The 17,053-nt window shown below is 63.0% G+C and carries 16 protein-coding genes; 3 read left to right on the top strand and 13 right to left on the bottom strand.

From position 1 onward, the window contains the following. Positions 1-40 precede the first annotated feature (40 nt). The 6 genes from GNH96_RS04755 to GNH96_RS04730 are packed head-to-tail and all read right to left on the bottom strand — an operon-like array spanning position 41 to position 6,904. Complete coding sequence (locus GNH96_RS04755; RefSeq protein ID WP_169602630.1) at positions 41-1,213, bottom strand: fused response regulator/phosphatase; 1,173 nt, start codon at positions 1,211-1,213, stop codon at positions 41-43. Then, positions 1,206-2,273: a chemotaxis-specific protein-glutamate methyltransferase CheB gene (gene cheB, locus GNH96_RS04750; protein WP_169602629.1), complete on the bottom strand. Its 1,068-nt coding sequence runs from the start codon at positions 2,271-2,273 to the stop codon at positions 1,206-1,208. Before cheB ends, GNH96_RS04755 begins: the two co-directional genes overlap by 8 nt. Continuing rightward, positions 2,270-4,540: a hybrid sensor histidine kinase/response regulator gene (locus GNH96_RS04745; protein ID WP_169602628.1), complete on the bottom strand. Its 2,271-nt coding sequence runs from the start codon at positions 4,538-4,540 to the stop codon at positions 2,270-2,272. The genes cheB and GNH96_RS04745 overlap by 4 nt, the downstream gene beginning before the upstream one ends. Beyond that, positions 4,537-5,190 (bottom strand): chemotaxis protein CheW, encoded by a 654-nt coding sequence (locus GNH96_RS04740; RefSeq protein WP_169602627.1) that lies wholly within the window; start codon positions 5,188-5,190, stop codon positions 4,537-4,539. The genes GNH96_RS04745 and GNH96_RS04740 overlap by 4 nt, the downstream gene beginning before the upstream one ends. After that, positions 5,187-6,458 carry a CheR family methyltransferase gene (locus GNH96_RS04735; RefSeq protein WP_169602626.1) on the bottom strand — a complete coding sequence of 424 codons (1,272 nt, stop codon included), beginning with the start codon at positions 6,456-6,458 and terminating at the stop codon, positions 5,187-5,189. The genes GNH96_RS04740 and GNH96_RS04735 overlap by 4 nt, the downstream gene beginning before the upstream one ends. Further along, on the bottom strand, positions 6,449-6,904 hold the full coding sequence (locus GNH96_RS04730) for a chemotaxis protein CheW (protein ID WP_169602625.1): 456 nt from the start codon (positions 6,902-6,904) through the stop codon (positions 6,449-6,451). The genes GNH96_RS04735 and GNH96_RS04730 overlap by 10 nt, the downstream gene beginning before the upstream one ends. Positions 6,905-7,009: 105 nt before the next feature. On the opposite strand from GNH96_RS04730, the gene yfbR reads away from it, so the two are divergent. Continuing rightward, positions 7,010-7,597 carry a 5'-deoxynucleotidase gene (yfbR, locus tag GNH96_RS04725; protein ID WP_169602624.1) on the top strand — a complete coding sequence of 196 codons (588 nt, stop codon included), beginning with the start codon at positions 7,010-7,012 and terminating at the stop codon, positions 7,595-7,597. A gap of 10 nt (positions 7,598-7,607) precedes the next feature. On the opposite strand, the gene GNH96_RS04720 is transcribed toward yfbR, so the two are convergent. From GNH96_RS04720 to parE, 7 genes are all read right to left on the bottom strand, one after another. Then, positions 7,608-7,799, bottom strand: coding sequence for an SRPBCC family protein (locus tag GNH96_RS04720; protein WP_228720015.1), 192 nt, complete (start codon positions 7,797-7,799; stop codon positions 7,608-7,610). Positions 7,800-7,821: 22 nt separating this feature from the next. Further along, on the bottom strand, positions 7,822-8,205 hold the full coding sequence (locus GNH96_RS04715) for a hypothetical protein (protein ID WP_169602623.1): 384 nt from the start codon (positions 8,203-8,205) through the stop codon (positions 7,822-7,824). Positions 8,206-8,321: 116 nt separating this feature from the next. Then, positions 8,322-8,858: a retropepsin-like aspartic protease family protein gene (locus tag GNH96_RS04710; protein WP_169602622.1), complete on the bottom strand. Its 537-nt coding sequence runs from the start codon at positions 8,856-8,858 to the stop codon at positions 8,322-8,324. 565 nt (positions 8,859-9,423) lie between these two features. After that, entirely contained in the window at positions 9,424-9,768 is a 345-nt protein-coding gene (locus GNH96_RS04705) for a hypothetical protein (RefSeq protein ID WP_169602621.1), read from the bottom strand. A 622-nt stretch (positions 9,769-10,390) separates the two neighbouring features. After that, positions 10,391-10,951 (bottom strand): DUF1643 domain-containing protein, encoded by a 561-nt coding sequence (locus GNH96_RS04700; RefSeq protein WP_169602620.1) that lies wholly within the window; start codon positions 10,949-10,951, stop codon positions 10,391-10,393. A gap of 603 nt (positions 10,952-11,554) precedes the next feature. Continuing rightward, positions 11,555-13,789: a DNA topoisomerase IV subunit A gene (parC, locus tag GNH96_RS04695; protein ID WP_169602619.1), complete on the bottom strand. Its 2,235-nt coding sequence runs from the start codon at positions 13,787-13,789 to the stop codon at positions 11,555-11,557. 18 nt (positions 13,790-13,807) lie between these two features. Next, on the bottom strand, positions 13,808-15,694 hold the full coding sequence (parE, locus tag GNH96_RS04690) for a DNA topoisomerase IV subunit B (RefSeq protein WP_169602618.1): 1,887 nt from the start codon (positions 15,692-15,694) through the stop codon (positions 13,808-13,810). Positions 15,695-15,848: 154 nt separating this feature from the next. Here parE and GNH96_RS04685 point away from each other — a divergent pair, with 154 nt between their 5' ends. After that, complete coding sequence (locus GNH96_RS04685) at positions 15,849-16,079, top strand: exodeoxyribonuclease VII small subunit (protein WP_169602617.1); 231 nt, start codon at positions 15,849-15,851, stop codon at positions 16,077-16,079. Further along, positions 16,069-16,971 carry a (2E,6E)-farnesyl diphosphate synthase gene (gene ispA, locus GNH96_RS04680; RefSeq protein WP_169602616.1) on the top strand — a complete coding sequence of 301 codons (903 nt, stop codon included), beginning with the start codon at positions 16,069-16,071 and terminating at the stop codon, positions 16,969-16,971. Before GNH96_RS04685 ends, ispA begins: the two co-directional genes overlap by 11 nt. Positions 16,972-17,053: the final 82 nt, after the last annotated feature.

Genomic DNA, 17,053 nt, shown 5'->3' with positions numbered 1-17,053 from the left:
GCGCGCCGGGGCGGCGAATCCGCTCCGGAGCCCTTGATGATCAATCGAATTTCAGCGCCAGAACGGAGACGTCGTCTTCGAATTCCGCGCTGTTCTGAATGTCGCGCATCGCCGCCAATATCTCCATCGGACCGCCGCCGGACGAAGCGACCGACGCCAGTTGGTCCATGAACTCGCCGAACGTAAACTCCTCGCCGCCGGGACGCGTGACCTCGTAAATCCCATCGCTGAACAGATAAACCGTGGCAGCCGGCGGCAAGCGGAATGCCGCGGCCGGGAACGAAGCGTCGCCCATGACGCCTATGGGCATGGCCTGCTGCCGCAGCTCGACGGGCGCGCCGCCTGCCGGGATGACGACCGCCGGCGGATGGCCGGCGCTGGCATAGCGCACGGTACGGGTGGCCCGGTCGAACACCCCGTACCAGATGGTGAAATACAGCAGATTATGCTTTTCCATGGCGAAGGCTTCGTTGAGCGCGCCAAGCACCGATGCCGGATCCAGCAAATCGACCTCCGGCAGGGTACGCTGGCTGATCGCCGCCATGGCCGATACCGAAAGCAGGGCGGGCCCCACGCCGTGGCCGCAGACGTCCAGGAGGAAAAATGCGAAATGGCCGGGATCGACGTCGAAATAGCCGAAGGAATCCCCTCCCAGCGTGGTGGAAGGCACGAACTCCCAAGCGCTGCGGATGGGCCCCGCAAGTATCGGCGCCGGCAGTTGCGAGCGCACGTAGCTCGCCGCCTCGTGCAGTTCCGCCGCCAGCGCGCCGTAGGCCTCGTCGCGCTGCAACTGGGCGATGTAGGCATTGGAATGGTAGCGCAGGCGCGCGATCAACTCGATGCGGTCGGGCAGCTTGACCAGGTAGTCGTTCGCCCCCCGTGCGAAGGCTTCCGCCTTCACCGTCGGCTCCTCCTTGCTCGACAGCACGATCAGCGGGATGTCGCGGGAGGCCGGGTGCTCCCGGAACCGCACCACCAGATCGAGCCCGTCCACCTCCGGCATCACCAGGTCCTGGAGAATGATGGTGGGCCTGACGCGCTCGGCCTCGGCCAGCGCCTGGGTCGGATCACTCAGGAAATGGAACTCGATGTCGGTCTCGTCCTTCAGCAGCCGGCGGACGGCTTCGCCGATGATCTTCTGGTCGTCGATCAGCAGGACGACGACGGGGTGGGCGACCGCGAGCGCCGTCACCCGTCCCTTTTCTTCACTCATCAAATGCTCCCAGGGACATTCGTCCCGGTTCCGTTAACGAACGTATGTGCCGCACCACGGCGGGCGCGATCCGATCCAGAGGCAAGACGGCGGCGGCCGCCTCTTGCCTGACCGCAGCCCCCGGCATACCCCAGATGACGCTGGTGCTCTCGTCCTGGGCAATGGTCATCAGGCCCGCCCGGCGCATGGCGAGAAGCCCGGCCGCACCGTCCCTGCCCATCCCCGTCAGCAAAACCCCGCAGCCGGCCAGGCCGGGGAGCGCGGCAAGGCTTTCGAACAGCCGGTCCACCGATGGGCAGTGGTGGGCCTGGTCCCGCGCTTCGACGTAGCGGAGCCGCCTCCGTCCGTCCAGCACCATGTGCGCCTCGCGAGCCGGCAGAAAGACGGTGGCCGGCCTGATCCGCTCCGGCCGTTCCAGCAGCCTGACCTCCAGCGGCGTCTGGCGCGACAGCCCTTGCGCCAGGTTGCTGGCGAAACGCGCGTCCAAATGCTGCACCACCAGCACGGCGGCGGGAAAGTCCGCAGGAAGCCCCGACAGGACGACGCCGAGCGCCTGGGGACCTCCGGTGGAAGACCCGATCGCCACGACCGGCACCTCTCCGCCGTCCGACGGCCGCGGCTGTCGAGGCGCCCGCTTTCCCGGCGTTACCCCTTGTGCCGGTGGAGCCATCAGCGCCCCCACCGTTCCGATCTTGCGCAATAGCTCGTCTGCACCGGCGATTGCCTGACCGTCCTCCAGCCGTCGCGGCGTCTCGACCGCATCCAGCGCGCCGGCCGCGATGGCGTCGTAGACCCGGCTGAAGGAACCGGCGATCGTCGCCGTCACCACCAGGACCGGGCAGGGGGTGCTGCCCATGATGCGGCGCGTGGCCTCGACGCCGTCCATCTCCGGCAGGTGCATCGCCATGAGAATCAGGTCCGGTCTGTCGGCGGCGCAGCGGGCCACGGCTTCCTTCCCGTCGAGGGCGGTCCAGCAGACCTCCAGGCCGGTGACCGGTTCGACCACGCAACGCAAGGTTTCGATCGCCTGAAGGTCGCCGTTTACGATCGCGATTCTCAAACGGCGGCCTCGCCGATCAGCTCCCGCACCGCCTTAATCAGCGTGTCGTCGCGGAACCCGCTCTTGGCGAGGTAGTAATCCGCCCCCGCTTCCAATCCGGCCATCCGGTCTTCCTCCCTGTCCTTGTACGAAACGATCATGATGGGCAGCCGCCCGAAGCGGGCATCGGCCCGAATCCGCCGAACCAGTTCGATGCCGTTCATGCGCGGCATGTCGACATCGCTGACCACCAGGTCGTAACGGCCCAGGCCCAGCGCGTTCCAGCCCTCCATGCCGTCGACCGCAACGTCCACCTCGTAGCCGTGGTGCTCAAGCAGGCGCCGTTCGAGCTCGCGCACGGTGATGGAATCGTCCACCACCAGGATCCTGCGGACACGCTGGCGCGCCGGCACCGCCCGGTTCCGCCGCCCGACCGCCAGTCCGCCCGACAGCATCGAGGCGATAGACCGGAACAGGTCGTCCACGTCCAGAATCAGCACGGGCATGCCGTCCTCGCCGACCGAAACGGCGCTGACGTGCGGCACCTTGCCGAAACGGGCATCCAGCGGCCTGACCACCAGTTCGGACTCGCCTAGAAAGGCGTCCACCTCGATGGCATAGGATTCGCCCTGGTTCATGAGGATCACCGCGTGGATGCGATCCCCCATCGTTTCCGGGGCGCCCATTTCCAGCAGTTCACGGGCGGAGACCAGGGCGATGTTGACGCCGTCCGCCACGAAATAGGTCCGACCCTCGACGGTCCTGAGCTCGGAAGGCTCCAGCGCCGCCAGATAGCCGATGCGCGCCAGAGGAAAGGCGTAGGGCTCGCCGTCGAGACGGACCAGCAGGGCGCGGACCACCGACCGGGTGACCGGGAGCTGGAGCCGGAATACCGTCCCGCGGCCGGCCACCGACTCCACCGACACCGAGCCGCCCTCGGCATGTACCATGGATTGCACGACGTCGAGGCCCACGCCGCGGCCCGAGACCCGGCTGGTCACGTCGCAGGTCGACAGTCCCGGCAGAAACAGGAAATCGAACAGCTCGGCATCCGTCATCTGCATCGCCAGAGCCGCCGTGGTCAGGTTGCGTTCGACGATCTTGCGGCGGAGTTGCTCGCGGTCCACACCCCGGCCGTCGTCGCTCACCGAAATCAGCAGCAGACCGGCATGATGGCGCGCTTCCAGGCGGAGGCTGCCGGCAGCCGGCTTCCCCGCCGCCCGCCGCTGTTCCGGCTGCTCCAGGCCATGATCCAGAGCGTTCCGGAGCAGATGGCCGAGAGGCGCCTCCAGTTTCGCGAGGATGTCGCGGTCGACCAGGGTCGTGCCGCCGCTGAGCTCGAAATGCACCTGCTTGCCCAGCTCCCGCGCCAGATCGCGGACCTGGCGCGGAAACGAACGCGCGCCTTCCTCGAACGGGCGCATCCTGCCGGCCACCACCTCCCTGAACTGCGATTCGGCGGTCAGCGCCGCGCGGCGCGCGTGGGCCTCCAGCTCTTCCAGGGTTCGCGCCAGTCCGCTCCGTACCTCTTCCAGCAACCGCAGCGCGCCGTCGGCAACCTCTGCCGATCGAGCGCCGCCGGACTCCCCGCGCTGCAGCGCGGCCGCCAGGCGGGCCAGCCCCTGGCGGGTGATGTCCAGCCTGGCCAGCAGGTCCTCCATCCGGTGCGCCTCGACCAGCGACTCGGAGGCCAGACTGATGATGCGGTTGAGCACTTCGGCATTGATCTTGACCGAGCGGTCCGGCGCGGCAGCGGGCTCCGGCGACGTCGCAGCCGTCTCCCCCGCAGCTACGATTTCGGCGGCAGGCAGTGCGGTTCGAACGGCCGCCGCGGGCACCGGCGGGGCGGACGCGACGGCTGCCGGCTCGGCGGACCCGCCAGCCGTGCCGGATTCCACACCGGCCAGATTCCGCAACCGGCGCTCCAGAGCGTCCGCTGCGTCGGCCTGCGCCACCAGCCAGGCCGGCAGGTCCGATTCGTCCACCTGCGCCAGGGCGACGATCCAGTCGACGCCCTTGAGCAGCACATCGACCCGCGCGGGAATCAGCGCCAGCCTGCCTTCCTTGGCCGCCACCAGGCCGTCCTCCATCGCGTGGGCGATGCCGACCGCCGCGTCCAGCCCCAAGACCCGCGCCGCCCCCTTGAGCGAATGGGCCGCGCGCATGAGCGGTTCGATCTGCCCGGGTCCGGCCGGCCCGGCTTCCAGCGCGATCAGGCCGGCGGTCAAAACGCCGGCATGGACGTCGACTTCCTCCCGGAACAAATCCAGCAGGGCGAAATCGCTCATCGCAGCATCGCCTCCAGCGCCCCGAACAGGCGCTCGGCGTCCAGCACCGCCACGCTGCCCACGTGGAGCGGCACCAGCCACCGCGTATACGCATCGGTCGCCCTGCCGACCGTCGCCGGGGGCCTGCTTTCCTCGTCCAAGATCAGACGCCTCGCGCCGAGGATGGCCCCGACCGGAAACACCAGCCGGCGTCCCTCCCCGCCGCAAACCAAAACCAGTTCGCTCGCGGAATCGCCTTCGCTTTCGACGCCCAGAACGGCGGCGAGGGAAAAATACGGGATCAGATCGCCGCGCACGCTCATGATCCCCAACAAACTCTTCCCGCTGCGATGCGGGACGCGCCGCCAGGGACCCGCCGCGACACCTTCCCGAACCCGCTCCGACGGCAGGGCAAACCACTCCGACCCCAGCCGGAAGACCACCAGCGACGTCCGTTCCGCGGCGTCCTCGTCCGGCACGGCCGCCAGTTGCTCGGTCCAGCGCTCGATGGCGTCCTCGGCGGGCGGCCGGTCGAACAACGCACGGCCCGCAGCCTGATAAACACCGCAGCTGCGGCAGTGGATCACCTCGGCGAGGCGGGGGCACTCCCGGCTGCCGTAGATGCCGATCTGGTTCCAGCAGCTCCCCTCCGGGATTCCGGCTTCCTTCATTGCCCTCCCTCACCGGCGGCGGAGCGGTTGCGAAAGTGGCGGGCACGCTCTCCCTCCCCTCGCCGCTCGTGCAAGGCGGCCATGTGCAGCAGGCTTTCGCCGTGCGAGGGGGCCAGATAGAGCGCCTGCCGGAAATATTTGAGAGCTTCCTCCTCCCGGTTCGAGGCAGACATGATGATCCCAAGCAGTGCGTGGACCTCGGGATCATGAGGATGCGAAACCAGATAGTCGCGGCAAAGGCGTTCCGAGCCCGTGTAATCCCCCCGATCTGCCAGGGCACGTGCGGCACTCAGAGTCGTGCCATCGCCCAACGCGGCTACCTGCGCAGGTTCCTTTAGGGTGCCCACAGGGGCATCCGGCCTTGAGGACGTCCTACCCTCGGCTGCTCCGGTCGAGGCGCCGCATCTGGCTTGCTGGGACGGCGCCAGCCGGGAGGGTGCAGGGCGCGGCGTTTCCGCTTCGGTCGAATCCTGCCGCACCCAGGAAAACGCACCGGCCGCACCATGCCGCCGGAAACCATGATCGAGCCCCCCGATGCCGTCGGCATGCCCCAAAACCAGCAGACCGCCGGGAGTTAGCGCCTCACGGCACCGTGCAATGATGCGAGCCCTGAGATCAGCCTTGAGATAGATGAGCACGTTGCGGCAAAACACCGCGTGGTAGCGCTGGTCGCCGTCGCCCCAACCCGCTTCGCCCAGGTGGGCGACACGGAACTCGACGTCCCCGCGCAGCCCCTCCTTCACACGGTAGCGGCGATGCCCGGTCTCATCGAAGTAGCGGCTGCGCCAGAGCCCGTCCCCTGGATTCCGGAACGAGCGGCCGCCGTAGATTCCCGCACTGGCCGTATCGATGGCCCCGGCGCTGAGATCCAAGGCTTCGACCCGGAAATCCCCCCTTTTCATCCCGGCCTCCCGCAACGCGATGGCGATGGACCAAGGCTCCTCCCCCGTCGAACAGCCCAGGCTGAGCACCCGGAACGGCCCGGGCCGCCGTTCCGAGCGATGCCGGGCGGCGAACTCGGCCAGCGCCTCGAAGGCCGGCGGTTCCCGGAAAAACCAGGTTTCGGGCACCAATACCGCCTCCAGCAGACGCGCTCGCTCCTCCGCATCAGCCGCCAGCCTTGCCGGGTAGGCCGCGGCATCGTAGCCGGTAGCGTCGAGCCGCCGCTTCAAGGCGCATTCGATGGCGGCCTCCCCCAAGGCGCGAGACTCGAGCCCGGCCGCCGCCAGCCAATCCCGCACCCAGCCGCTGCCGGCGATCAAGCGCACCGCTCCACCTCGGCACATAAACGGGCCAGTTCCTCCGTCGCGAGAGGCTGCCAGCGGATGAGTTGCAGCACCACCCGGTCGAGGCCGGCCACCGCCCCCAGCCACTCGGCACCGGGAATGCTGACGCCGGTCTCGCGAAGCGCGTCCCGATCGACGGTCTCCGTGCCGGTCACCCGCTCGGCCAGCAGTCCCAGCGCGGGCACAGCCCCTTCGGCATTTCCGACCAGGAGCAGACGCGTGCTCAGCAGAGCACGGCAGGGCCGGCCGCTGATCAGCAGGCTCAGATCGACGGCGGGCAGAACGGCACCGCGATAGCGGAAAACGCCCGCCACCCAGGCCGGCGCCTGGGACAGCGGACGCAGCCGGGGAACCTGCGTTACTGTAAGGACATCGGCGGCAGGCAGTGCATAATGCTCACCGCCGATCTGGAAGGGTACGAGCAACATAGTCTGGAGATCATACCGGCCCATGCATTTTTCTGCATGCCGCGAGAGTCATGCAGGAGCGTCCCCGGTACGCCGAGCCTGCCGAACCAAAAGAATCTGCTCCCAATGAACGAAAGCCCGTTTTTCGCCCACCTGGGCCGCCTGCGCTGGATCAAGCGCTGGGGCCTCATGCGCAACGCCTACGAAGAAAACGTCATGGAGCACGGCTGGGAAGTGGCCGTCATCGCCCATGCCCTGGCGGTGATCCGCAGCGAAATCTTCCACCAGCCCATCGACGCCGACCGTGTCGCGGCCGCCGCCCTCTACCACGACGTGAGCGAGGCCATCACCGGCGACCTGCCCACCCCGATCAAATACCACTCCCCCGCCATCCGCGACGCCTACAAGGACCTGGAGCAAAAAGCCTCGCAGGAATTGCTCGCCCTGCTGCCGGAAGAACTGAAACCGGCATTCGCCCGGATGCTGCTGCCCGAAGCCATCCCCGAGGACGTCGGCGCGATCATCAAAGCCGCCGACCGCATCGCCGCCTACCTGAAATGCTGCGCCGAACGGCGGGCCGGCAATACCGAATTCGTCAACGCGGAAGAGGAAATCCGGGAAAAAATCCGGCAACTGGGGTTGCCGGAAGTCGACTATTTCATGAACGTGTTCGTGCCCGGCTATGAACTGACGCTGGACCGGCTGGTGCTCTGAGTAGTTGTCGTTACGCGCCGCAGAGATCCTTTTCCATGCCGTCGATACCGTCGCTTATGGCACTGCGCACCAGTTCCGCCACCGATGCGGCATCTTCCGGCTGCGACTCGAAATCAATCGTCCAAACCAAAACCCCTAAACCATCATAAGACCTAAATACTTCCACCGAGCCTTTGTAATAGGTGACAGGAAACGGAGACACTGGCCGGGTCCGGATCAAGGGGTCAGGTCTTTCCTTTTGCCTCGGATTGCTTTTTCAGGATGCGACTGACCCGGGAGTAGTGCAGCCCAAAATGGTCGCCGATTTCCTTCAAACGGTACCCACCGCTGGCGTAGGCGAGGAAGATTGCCACGTCGCGTTCATGGTTCTGGGCAATCCGAGCCAGTGGTTGGGGTAAGGGTCGGCGCTGGATGGCAGGGAGGTGATAGTGATTGTCCATCAAACAGTAGGCAGGCACCGCCCAGTGGAAGTTCTGCGCCACCTCGTCCAGCACGCCCAGAAACAAAGGACTGTCTTCCTCGGCCAGGAAAACCGCCTCGCGCCCGTCGCCGCGGGAGGTCACGTGGTACAGGCCACCGGCAAACTCGATTGGTGGAGGTCTGGACATGCAGCATGGCTAGCTGCAGCATGGCAAAAGGCAAGACCTGACCCGTAATTGACCCCGTAATCTTGCTGGGCAGGAATAGCTTACCCGCAGGGTTTGTTCAGAGGTTCCCTAATAGACTATTCAAATTGCAAAGTGCCTTTTTCATAGTCAATAGTGTATTTGCCTAGACGTTTTAATGCACTCTGGCCTAACAACATTGGCGCTTTTAACGAGTTGGCGATACTGCAGGGTATATTTTCAAAATGCTTATTTCCGATTGAGACTGATCTTAATCGGAAGCGAAAACTCTTTGCCTGTGAGCCATCAGCGAACTGATAAATTTTTCCTGGAAGCCAATCAGATTTTTGAATTGTCCCAGTTCTAATTAATGTAAGTGCAACATCTGGAGCAATGGATACATCTGTTGCTCCGCTATCAAGAATTACATTAATTTTCAATACATCATTGAGAGTAACAGGCACTTCATAAACTCCACCATTCTGCACAAGACTAAGCTCATTTGTCTGGTTTCTATCTTGCTCCAAATAATTAGAACTGGTTAATTCGTCTGTGTTTGAAAGTGACGGTTCCGTTGAGCGACATTCCGTCCCACCCCCTTTTTTACTTCGACAGTTTTTTCCTGCTGAACAATCTGAGTCTGTTTCGCATTCCATGCTAGCTTTATGATAGCTCGTTAAATTTTAGTTACTTGAGGACGTAGACGTATACGATGGTTTTTCGGTACTCCAACCCTTGCCCATCATACAATTTGTATAGATAGTTTTTTGTTGAATTGCGGCTCCAATAGCTGCGCCTTGGTTCCATCCCTGAGCAAAAGAATTGTTATAAGCTGGTATGATTTGGTTGTTAGCACCGAATCCAGCCTGAGCCCTGCACGAGGAATCATCCGCATAGAATTCTTGTGTAGACTTCGTTGGATGATACCAAACAGTAGTGCATGCCATTATTAAGCTCGCCATGCCCATAATTAGTGCGAATCTAAAGGATCGCATTCCGCCCTCAAAAACAATGATTGCTCCAGCTTGGAAAGTCAAACATGTTAACCCGGTCATGTAATTTCGAACGCAGGTGTTATTAATATCAATGCGTTACGTTGCTTCTGCGTACGGAAAAATATGGCCGGTTTAATAGCTTCCACGTTTTCATTTTTTCTTTGCCCAACGCCTAGCTCACCCGACTAAAACCGCATAGTGGTTTTCGGTCGAGTGAAGCGCCGTGTTATGTGTTTGACTTAAGTTCACGATACAAATTTCTCAGAAGTTGTTTTTCGTCTTCGCTCTCAGATAACGTGCCCCGCAAGGCAGTATAAGCCAATTCTTTAACAGCCAAAGTATTTTTCCCTTTTGCATCAATTATCTCTCTGAAGTCGTACCGCTGAATACCTCTTTTCTTCAATGCAAGCTGGAACGAATGGGACAATTCTTCCCCGTAAATTCGGATTTTATGGTGTTTGTAAGTGGATGAAATAAACCTTTTGCCTTTTTGTGTAATATCTCTTAACCACTCTGACGAGCGCACAAAATTACTGATGTTCTGGTACAGATGGATAACATTGCTGCTCAAGGGACGATCTTCTTTGGTCAGATGCTTGATGCAGGTACTCCCTACAACAAAATACCCCCACTTCGGATGATAAGTTAAATGAGCGTACCGTATTCCGGCGCCGCAGTTTTTCTTTCGCAAATGCCATCAAGACCGCCTAAATCATCTATCGATAATAGCGTCCAACCTCTGTCTGGCTCGATAAGACCATGCTCTTTAGCGTGACACCCTTTACATAAAGTTCGACAATCACTGAGAGCATATTCCCAAAGAGCTCTACCGGCTACGTAAATTCCATGATGAACCTGTAATGTTACTTCTCCCAGTCCTCTCCTGCATTGCAAGCACTTGTAGCCATCTCTTCGTTTGACTTTCTCCGAAAAAGCCAACCAATCCTCATTGATGTATATCGTTTTAGCTTGGCCCATTGCGATTTGAAGTGCTGTTCCGTCTTACACCTAACGCCCGGCTTCAGCAGGCCGGCGTAGCTGGCTCCGCTGCAAGCCTTTGTTAGGCAGGTGGCACACCACCAGAAAATAAATCTGTCACCTTTTCGGTCTGTCAGGCTACAAAACATATAAATTCCAGCAACCGAGTTCCATTGACCGGAATATTGATAAATACCAAACTCAAGATTGTGGAGCTAAGGGGCGCGCTTTAGCGCGTCCCGCTGGAGCGAGGGGTTAGGCAACAACTCGTTCCACTCCAGCGGCTCTAGCGTGCGATTGTCGGCGTTCCACATTCTGCCGTGGCGCGGATAGCGACCGCACGCCAGAGAACCGACCCGATGCGCCGGACGTCCCATAAGCAATCCGCGCACCTCGACCAGACGCTTGAGGTACAGCTCTTCTGGGACGGGAAGGCTGCTACCCCACGCCAGAACCAGCGTTGAGGCGCCAGCGGCGTGGAGAGCGAGAACCTCATCGTTTCTCGGACCCACAAGATCAACGTATGGAAGATGGCTGATCTCGTGAATGCTTGGGCTGCGGCGGGCGAATAAATTGAGGAACGTAACGGAGCTAAACCCGTTCTCTTCCGCCCAGTTCGATACCTTGCCCACGGTCGGATCGGAGCGTGTGCCCGATGCTCGACTCGGGTTGCACTGGACCACGACCAAGAACGCACTGCCGGCTGCATCGGTTCTCGCGCGCAGCGAGTAGCGGTAGTCCCGTTCTTCTTCGCACTCGGTTAGCGTGTAAGCCATGCTCCTTGCCTAATAACTAATTGAATGGTTTCCGTTTATCTTCCGTGAAGCTTCTACCACACCGTCTTCCGGTTGGCAACGCCTTTGATTTTGTTGGTCTATCCTTCTGTTTATCACCCCTTTTCCGAAGATAGACAGATATGGATACCACCCCATGCTGACGCTCCCCGCAGAGCTGACCCGTCGCTATGAGGCCCTGCTGGCACGATATGGCGTTCTTGTCACCGCGCTCGATCGACTGTGACGGTAAAGCCGCACTCCTGCGGTCTTCCGGGGGTTACCACCCTGCTTCCTTCTCCGAGCTGGCGGCGATCTTGGAAATAAATGGGTCGGGGGGCCGGCTAGATGGATTATCAGGTCTTTCCTTTTGCCTCGGATTGCTTTTTCAGGGTGCGAGGGAGGCAAGGATAGGGGCGTCCCGTTGCCGGAAAAGGTGGTCGAACCGCTGAGGGCACACTTGGCTCGGGTGCCTCACGCTCCACCCATCCGATTTGGCAGAAGGTTATGGCGAGGTCTATCTGCCCGGTGCCCTCACCCGGAAATTTCCCAACGCCGCGAAGGAGAAGATGTAAGGCTTTTTAACGCTAACTGTCTTAGCGACGCCTATACCTGCTCCAGCCGCTCCACCCGCTGGAATCCCCGCGGCAGCGGGTTGCCGCGCCGCCCTCTCGACCCCAGGTAATGAGCCAGGTCAGCTGGCTGCAGCGTGAGGGTACGCTTGCCGGCGGTGGCGCGCAGCGCTGCGCCTGCAGGCAGGCTGGCCACGGCGACGATGAAGTCCCGCCGCGCTTCGAGGTCGGCGGGGGCGATCTGGATCAGCTTGTTGCCCTTGCCTTTGTTGAGGCGCGGGATTTCGTCCGCCGGGTAGACCAGCAACCTCCCCTGCGCCGAAACGATGGCCAGGCGGTCGGTGTCGGGGTTTGAGACCCGCAGTGGGGGCATGACCTTGGCGTGATCGGGCACGGTCAGCAGCGTCTTGCCGGAGCGGTTTTTCGATCCCAGCTCGCCGAGCTGGACCAGGAAGCCATAGCCGCCGTCGGTGGCCAGCAAATACCAGTCCTCGTCCGATCCGGCCAGCACCGAGATGAAGGTGGCGCCGGGCGGCGGGTTGAGGCGGCCGGTCAGCGGCTCGCCCTGGCTGCGGGCCGAGGGCAGGTCGTGCACGGCCAAGCTGTAGCTGCGCCCGGTGGAGTCGAGGAAATAGGCGGGCTGGGTGGAACGGCCCAGCGCGGCGCACAGGAAGCCGTCGCCGGCCCGGTAGCTCAGGGTTGCGGAATCGACCTCGTGGCCCTTGGCCGAGCGTATCCAGCCCTTCTCCGAAAGCACGATGGTGACCGGCTCACTGGCGATCAGGGCGGTGGTGTCCAGGGCCTGGGAGGCTTGGCGGGCGACGATGGGTGAGCGGCGGGCGTCGCCGAATTGCTCCGCATCCTGCCGCAATTCCTGCTTGATCAGGGCATCGAGTTCGCTGCGCGAGCCCAAGGTTTTTTCGAGCTGGGCGCGCTCCTGTTCGAGCGCGTCCTGTTCGCCGCGAATCTTCATTTCCTCCAGCTTGGCCAAGTGGCGCAGCTTCAGTTCCAGGATCGCCTCGGCCTGCGGCTCGGTGAGGCCGAAGCGCGCCATCAGCACCGGCTTGGGCTGGTCTTCGCGGCGGATGATGGCGATGACTTCGTCGATGTTGAGGAAGGCGATCAGCAAACCTTCGAGGATGTGCAGCCGCGCCAGCACCTTGTCCAGGCGATGCTGCAAGCGTCGGCGCACGGTCTCGGTGCGGAAGCTCAGCCATTCCGTCAGGATTTCGCGCAGGTTCTTGACCTGGGGCCGGCCGTTGAGGCCGATGATGTTCATGTTGACCCGGTAGGAGCGTTCCAGGTCGGTGGTGGCGAACAGATGCGACATCAAGGGCTCGACCTCGACCCGGCGGGAGCGGGGCATGATGACCAGCCGGGTGGGGTTCTCGTGGTCGGATTCGTCGCGCAGGTCTTCCACCATCGGCAGCTTCTTGGCCTGCATCTGGGCGGCGATCTGCTCCATCAGCTTGGCGCCGGACACCTGGTAGGGCAGTGCGGTGACGACGATGTTGCCGTCCTCCAGCTCGTAGCGGGCGCGCAGGCGCACCGAGCCGTTGCCGGTCTGGTATAGCTTCAGCAGCTCCTCGCGCGGCGTGATGATCTCGGCCTCGTTAGGGAAATCGGGGCCGCGGATGCAGCCGAACAGTTCCTCGACCGCCGCCTCGGGCCGGTCGATGAGCAGGACGCAGGCCTCGACCACTTCGCGCAGATTGTGCGGCGGGATGTCGGTCGCCATGCCGACGGCGATGCCGGTGGCGCCGTTGAGCAGGAGGTTCGGCAGGCGCGCCGGCAGGAGCTGCGGCTCTTCCAGCGTGCCGTCGAAATTCGGCACCCAGTCGACGGTGCCCTGCTCCAGCTCGGACAGCAGGGACTGGGCGTAGGGCGTCAGCTTGGCTTCGGTGTAGCGCATGGCCGCGAACGACTTGGGATCGTCGGGCGAACCCCAGTTGCCCTGGCCGTCGATCAGCGGGTAGCGGTAGGAAAACGGCTGCGCCATCAGCACCATGGCCTCGTAGCAGGCCGAATCCCCGTGCGGGTGGTATTTGCCCAGCACGTCGCCCACGGTGCGGGCGGATTTCTTAGGTTTCGATTGCGCCGACAGCCCCAGTTCGGACATGGCGTAGACGATGCGCCGCTGCACCGGCTTCAGGCCGTCGGCGATGTGCGGCAGGGCGCGGTCGAGGATGACGTACATGGCGTAATCGAGGTACGCCTTCTCGGTGAAATCCCTTAAGGGTATGCGCTCGTAATTCGCAGCTTCGTTCATGGTGGATGCTTGCACGGGTCAGATGTCGGCCAGATTGCCCTTTTCTTCCAGCCAGACGCGGCGGTCCCCGGCCCGCTTCTTGGCCAGCAGCATGTCGAGGCGCTCGTCGGTCGCGGCCGGGTCGTCCAGCGACAGCTGCACCAGCCGCCGGGTGTCGGGATTCATCGTGGTTTCGCGCAGCTGCGAGGGGTTCATCTCGCCCAGGCCCTTGAAGCGCAGCACGTTGATCTTGCCCTTGATCTTTTCGGCCTCGATCCGGTCCAGCACGCCTTTCTTCTCGGCCTCGTCCAGCGCGTAGTACACCTGCTTGCCGACGTCGATGCGGTACAGCGGCGGCATGGCGATGAACACGTGGCCGGCCTCGACCAGGGCGCGGAAATGGCGCAGGAACAGGGCGCACAGCAGGGTGGCGATGTGGTTGCCGTCGGAATCGGCGTCGGCCAGCACGCAGATCTTGCCGTAGCGCAGGCCGCTCAGGTCGCTGGCGGCGGGGTCGACGCCGATGGCCAGGGCGATGTCGTGCACCTCCTGCGAGCCGAGGATGGCCCCGGACTCCACTTCCCAGGTGTTCAGAATCTTGCCGCGCAAGGGCATGATGGCCTGGAAATCCTTGTCGCGCGCCTGCTTGGCCGAACCGCCGGCGGAGTCGCCCTCGACCAGGAACAGTTCGGTGCGGTTGAAGTCCTGCGCCGCGCAATCGGCCAGCTTGCCGGGCAGCGCCGGGCCGCTGGTGACCCGCTTGCGGGTGACCTGACGGCTGGCGCGCAGCCGCTTCTGGGCGCTTTCGATCACCAGTTCGGCGATGCGCTCGCCGACCGTGGGATGCTGGTTCAGCCACAGGCTGAAGGCGTCCTTCACCACGCCGGAGACGAAGGAGGCGCATTCGCGCGAATTCAGCCGCTCCTTGGTCTGGCCGGCGAACTGCGGCTCCTGCATCTTCACCGACAGGACGTAGTTGCAGCGCTCCCAGACGTCGTCCGGCGCGATCTTGATGCCGCGCGGCAAGAGGTTGCGATACTCGCAGAATTCCCGCACCGCCTCGGTCAGGCCGGTGCGCAGGCCGTTGACGTGGGTGCCGCCCTGCACCGTCGGCACCAGGTTGACGTAGCTCTCGGTCACCGGGGCAGCGGCGTCCGGACACCACAGCAACGCCCAATCCACCGCCTCCTGTCGGCCCTCCATCGCTCCGGTGAACGGCTCGTCCGGGATGCAGGCGTTGCCCCGCAACTGGTCCAGCAGGTATTGGGGCAAGCCGTTCTGGTAACACCAGGTTTCGGTCTCGCCGCTGGCATCGTCGGACATCCGGATTTCCAGCCCCGGACACAGCACGGCTTTGGCGCGCAGCAAATGCTTGAGGCGCGACCGGGAAAACCGGACATTGTCGAAATAATGCGCTTCCGGCCAGAATCGCACCGTGGTACCGGTTTCGCGCCTGGGCGCCGTGCCGGTTTCGGCCAGTTCACTCACCTTTTCGCCCTTTTCGAAGGCGATGGCGTGGACTTTCCCGTTGCGCCGCACCTCGACCTCCAGGCGCTGCGACAAGGCATTGACCACGGACACCCCGACGCCGTGCAGGCCGCCGGAATAGCGGTAGGTCTTCTGGGAGAACTTGCCGCCGGCGTGCAGCTTGGTCAGGATCACCTCGACGCCGGAGACGCCCAGTTCCGGGTGCAGATCGACCGGCATGCCGCGGCCGTCGTCGCGCACCTCCAGCCCGCCGTCGGCCAGGAAGCGGACCTCGATTTGCCGGGCAAAACCGGCCAGCGCCTCGTCCACGGCGTTGTCGATGACCTCCTGGGCGAGATGGTCGGGCCGGCTGGTGTCGGTGTACATGCCCGGCCGGCGGCGAACCGGATCCAGTCCGCTCAGGACTTCGATGGCTGAGGCGTCGTAAACTTCGTTCATTGGGCGAGGGCAATACAGGATGGGGATGGGGACGCGGCGGCCGTCACGAACAGCGGCGCATTTTAATCAACTTGACAAGTTTGAGATAATGCCGCGTTCGGCTCCGACGCACACTCATCACCGCCGCACCTTACGACTACCGCACAGAATCCCCATGGCCCGCAAACCCCCGAGCTTTGAAGAAGCCCTAGCCGAGCTGGAGCAACTGGTGGAACGCATGGAGCAGGGCAACCTGCCCCTCGAAGAGTCCCTCAAGCTGTTCGAACGGGGAATCGAGCTCACGCGGACCTGTCAAAAGTCGCTGCAGGATGCCGAACAGAAGGTCCAGATCCTGCTAGAAGAAAACAGTTTACCCACTTTGAAGCCTTTTCGTGATGAACCCTGAACACTCTCTGCGCGATTTCATGCGGTCCTGCCAGGAGCGGGTCGAACGGGCGCTGGATGCGCGCCTGCCGGCCGCCGACCGCATGCCGGAACGGCTCCACCAGGCCATGCGCTACTCGGTGCTCGGCGGCGGCAAGCGCATGCGCCCCCTGCTCACCTATGCGACCGGCCAAGCCATCGGCGCCAACGCCGATCTGCTCGACGGTCCCGCCTGCGCGGTCGAATTCATCCACGTCTATTCGCTGATCCACGACGATCTGCCGGCAATGGACGACGACGACCTGCGCCGCGGCAAGCCGACCTGCCACAAGGCCTATGACGAGGCCACGGCGATACTTGCCGGCGACGGCCTGCAGGCCCTGGCTTTCCATGTGCTCGCCCAGGACCCCAGCATCGCCGTGCCGGCGGAAAACCGCCTCGCCATGGTCGAAACCCTGTCGCAAGCCAGCGGCCCGGCCGGCATGGTCGGCGGCCAGGCGATCGACCTGGATTCGGTGGGCAAGAAACTGGACCTTCCGGATCTGGAGAACATGCACATCCGCAAGACCGGCGCCCTGATCCGCGCCAGCGTTCGGCTGGCCTGCCTGACCCGTCCCGGCCTGCCGGCCGAGCAAGCCGGCCGCCTGGACCACTACGCCAAGTGCATCGGCCTCGCCTTCCAAATCCAGGACGACATCCTCGACGAGGAAAGCGACACCCAGACCTTGGGGAAAACCCAGGGCAAGGACCGCGGCCACAACAAGCCCAACTACCCGGCCCTGCTGGGACTCGGCGGCGCCAAGGAGAAAGCGCTGGAAATGCACGAAGCCGCACTGGAAAGCCTGGCCGGCTTCGGTCCCGAGGCCGATCTGTTGCGCGAACTTTCCCGATTCATCATCCAACGGCAGAGCTAGAGGCAAACCGTGGTTTCCTTGAAAGGCGGGGACCGCGGTTACATAATTCCCGAGTAACCTACTTTACTTATTTTCAAGTCTG

Origin of the sequence: Methylococcus geothermalis, assembly GCF_012769535.1 — a bacterium.
GTDB lineage: Bacteria > Pseudomonadota > Gammaproteobacteria > Methylococcales > Methylococcaceae > Methylococcus > Methylococcus geothermalis.
The sequence above is the reverse complement of the archived record's forward strand: the minus strand, read 5'-3'. Positions and strand labels throughout refer to the sequence as shown.

Coding starts and splice junctions, on each gene's coding strand:
- GNH96_RS04755 (WP_169602630.1), bottom strand. CDS start 1,213: ATGAGTGAAGAAAAGGGACGGGTGACGGCGCTCGCGGTCGCCCACCCC.
- GNH96_RS04745 (WP_169602628.1), bottom strand. CDS start 4,540: ATGAGCGATTTCGCCCTGCTGGATTTGTTCCGGGAGGAAGTCGACGTC.
- GNH96_RS04740 (WP_169602627.1), bottom strand. CDS start 5,190: ATGAAGGAAGCCGGAATCCCGGAGGGGAGCTGCTGGAACCAGATCGGC.
- GNH96_RS04730 (WP_169602625.1), bottom strand. CDS start 6,904: ATGTTGCTCGTACCCTTCCAGATCGGCGGTGAGCATTATGCACTGCCT.
- yfbR (WP_169602624.1), top strand. CDS start 7,010: ATGAACGAAAGCCCGTTTTTCGCCCACCTGGGCCGCCTGCGCTGGATC.
- GNH96_RS04715 (WP_169602623.1), bottom strand. CDS start 8,205: ATGTCCAGACCTCCACCAATCGAGTTTGCCGGTGGCCTGTACCACGTG.
- GNH96_RS04710 (WP_169602622.1), bottom strand. CDS start 8,858: ATGGAATGCGAAACAGACTCAGATTGTTCAGCAGGAAAAAACTGTCGA.
- GNH96_RS04700 (WP_169602620.1), bottom strand. CDS start 10,951: ATGGCTTACACGCTAACCGAGTGCGAAGAAGAACGGGACTACCGCTAC.
- parC (WP_169602619.1), bottom strand. CDS start 13,789: ATGAACGAAGCTGCGAATTACGAGCGCATACCCTTAAGGGATTTCACC.
- parE (WP_169602618.1), bottom strand. CDS start 15,694: ATGAACGAAGTTTACGACGCCTCAGCCATCGAAGTCCTGAGCGGACTG.
- GNH96_RS04685 (WP_169602617.1), top strand. CDS start 15,849: ATGGCCCGCAAACCCCCGAGCTTTGAAGAAGCCCTAGCCGAGCTGGAG.
- ispA (WP_169602616.1), top strand. CDS start 16,069: ATGAACCCTGAACACTCTCTGCGCGATTTCATGCGGTCCTGCCAGGAG.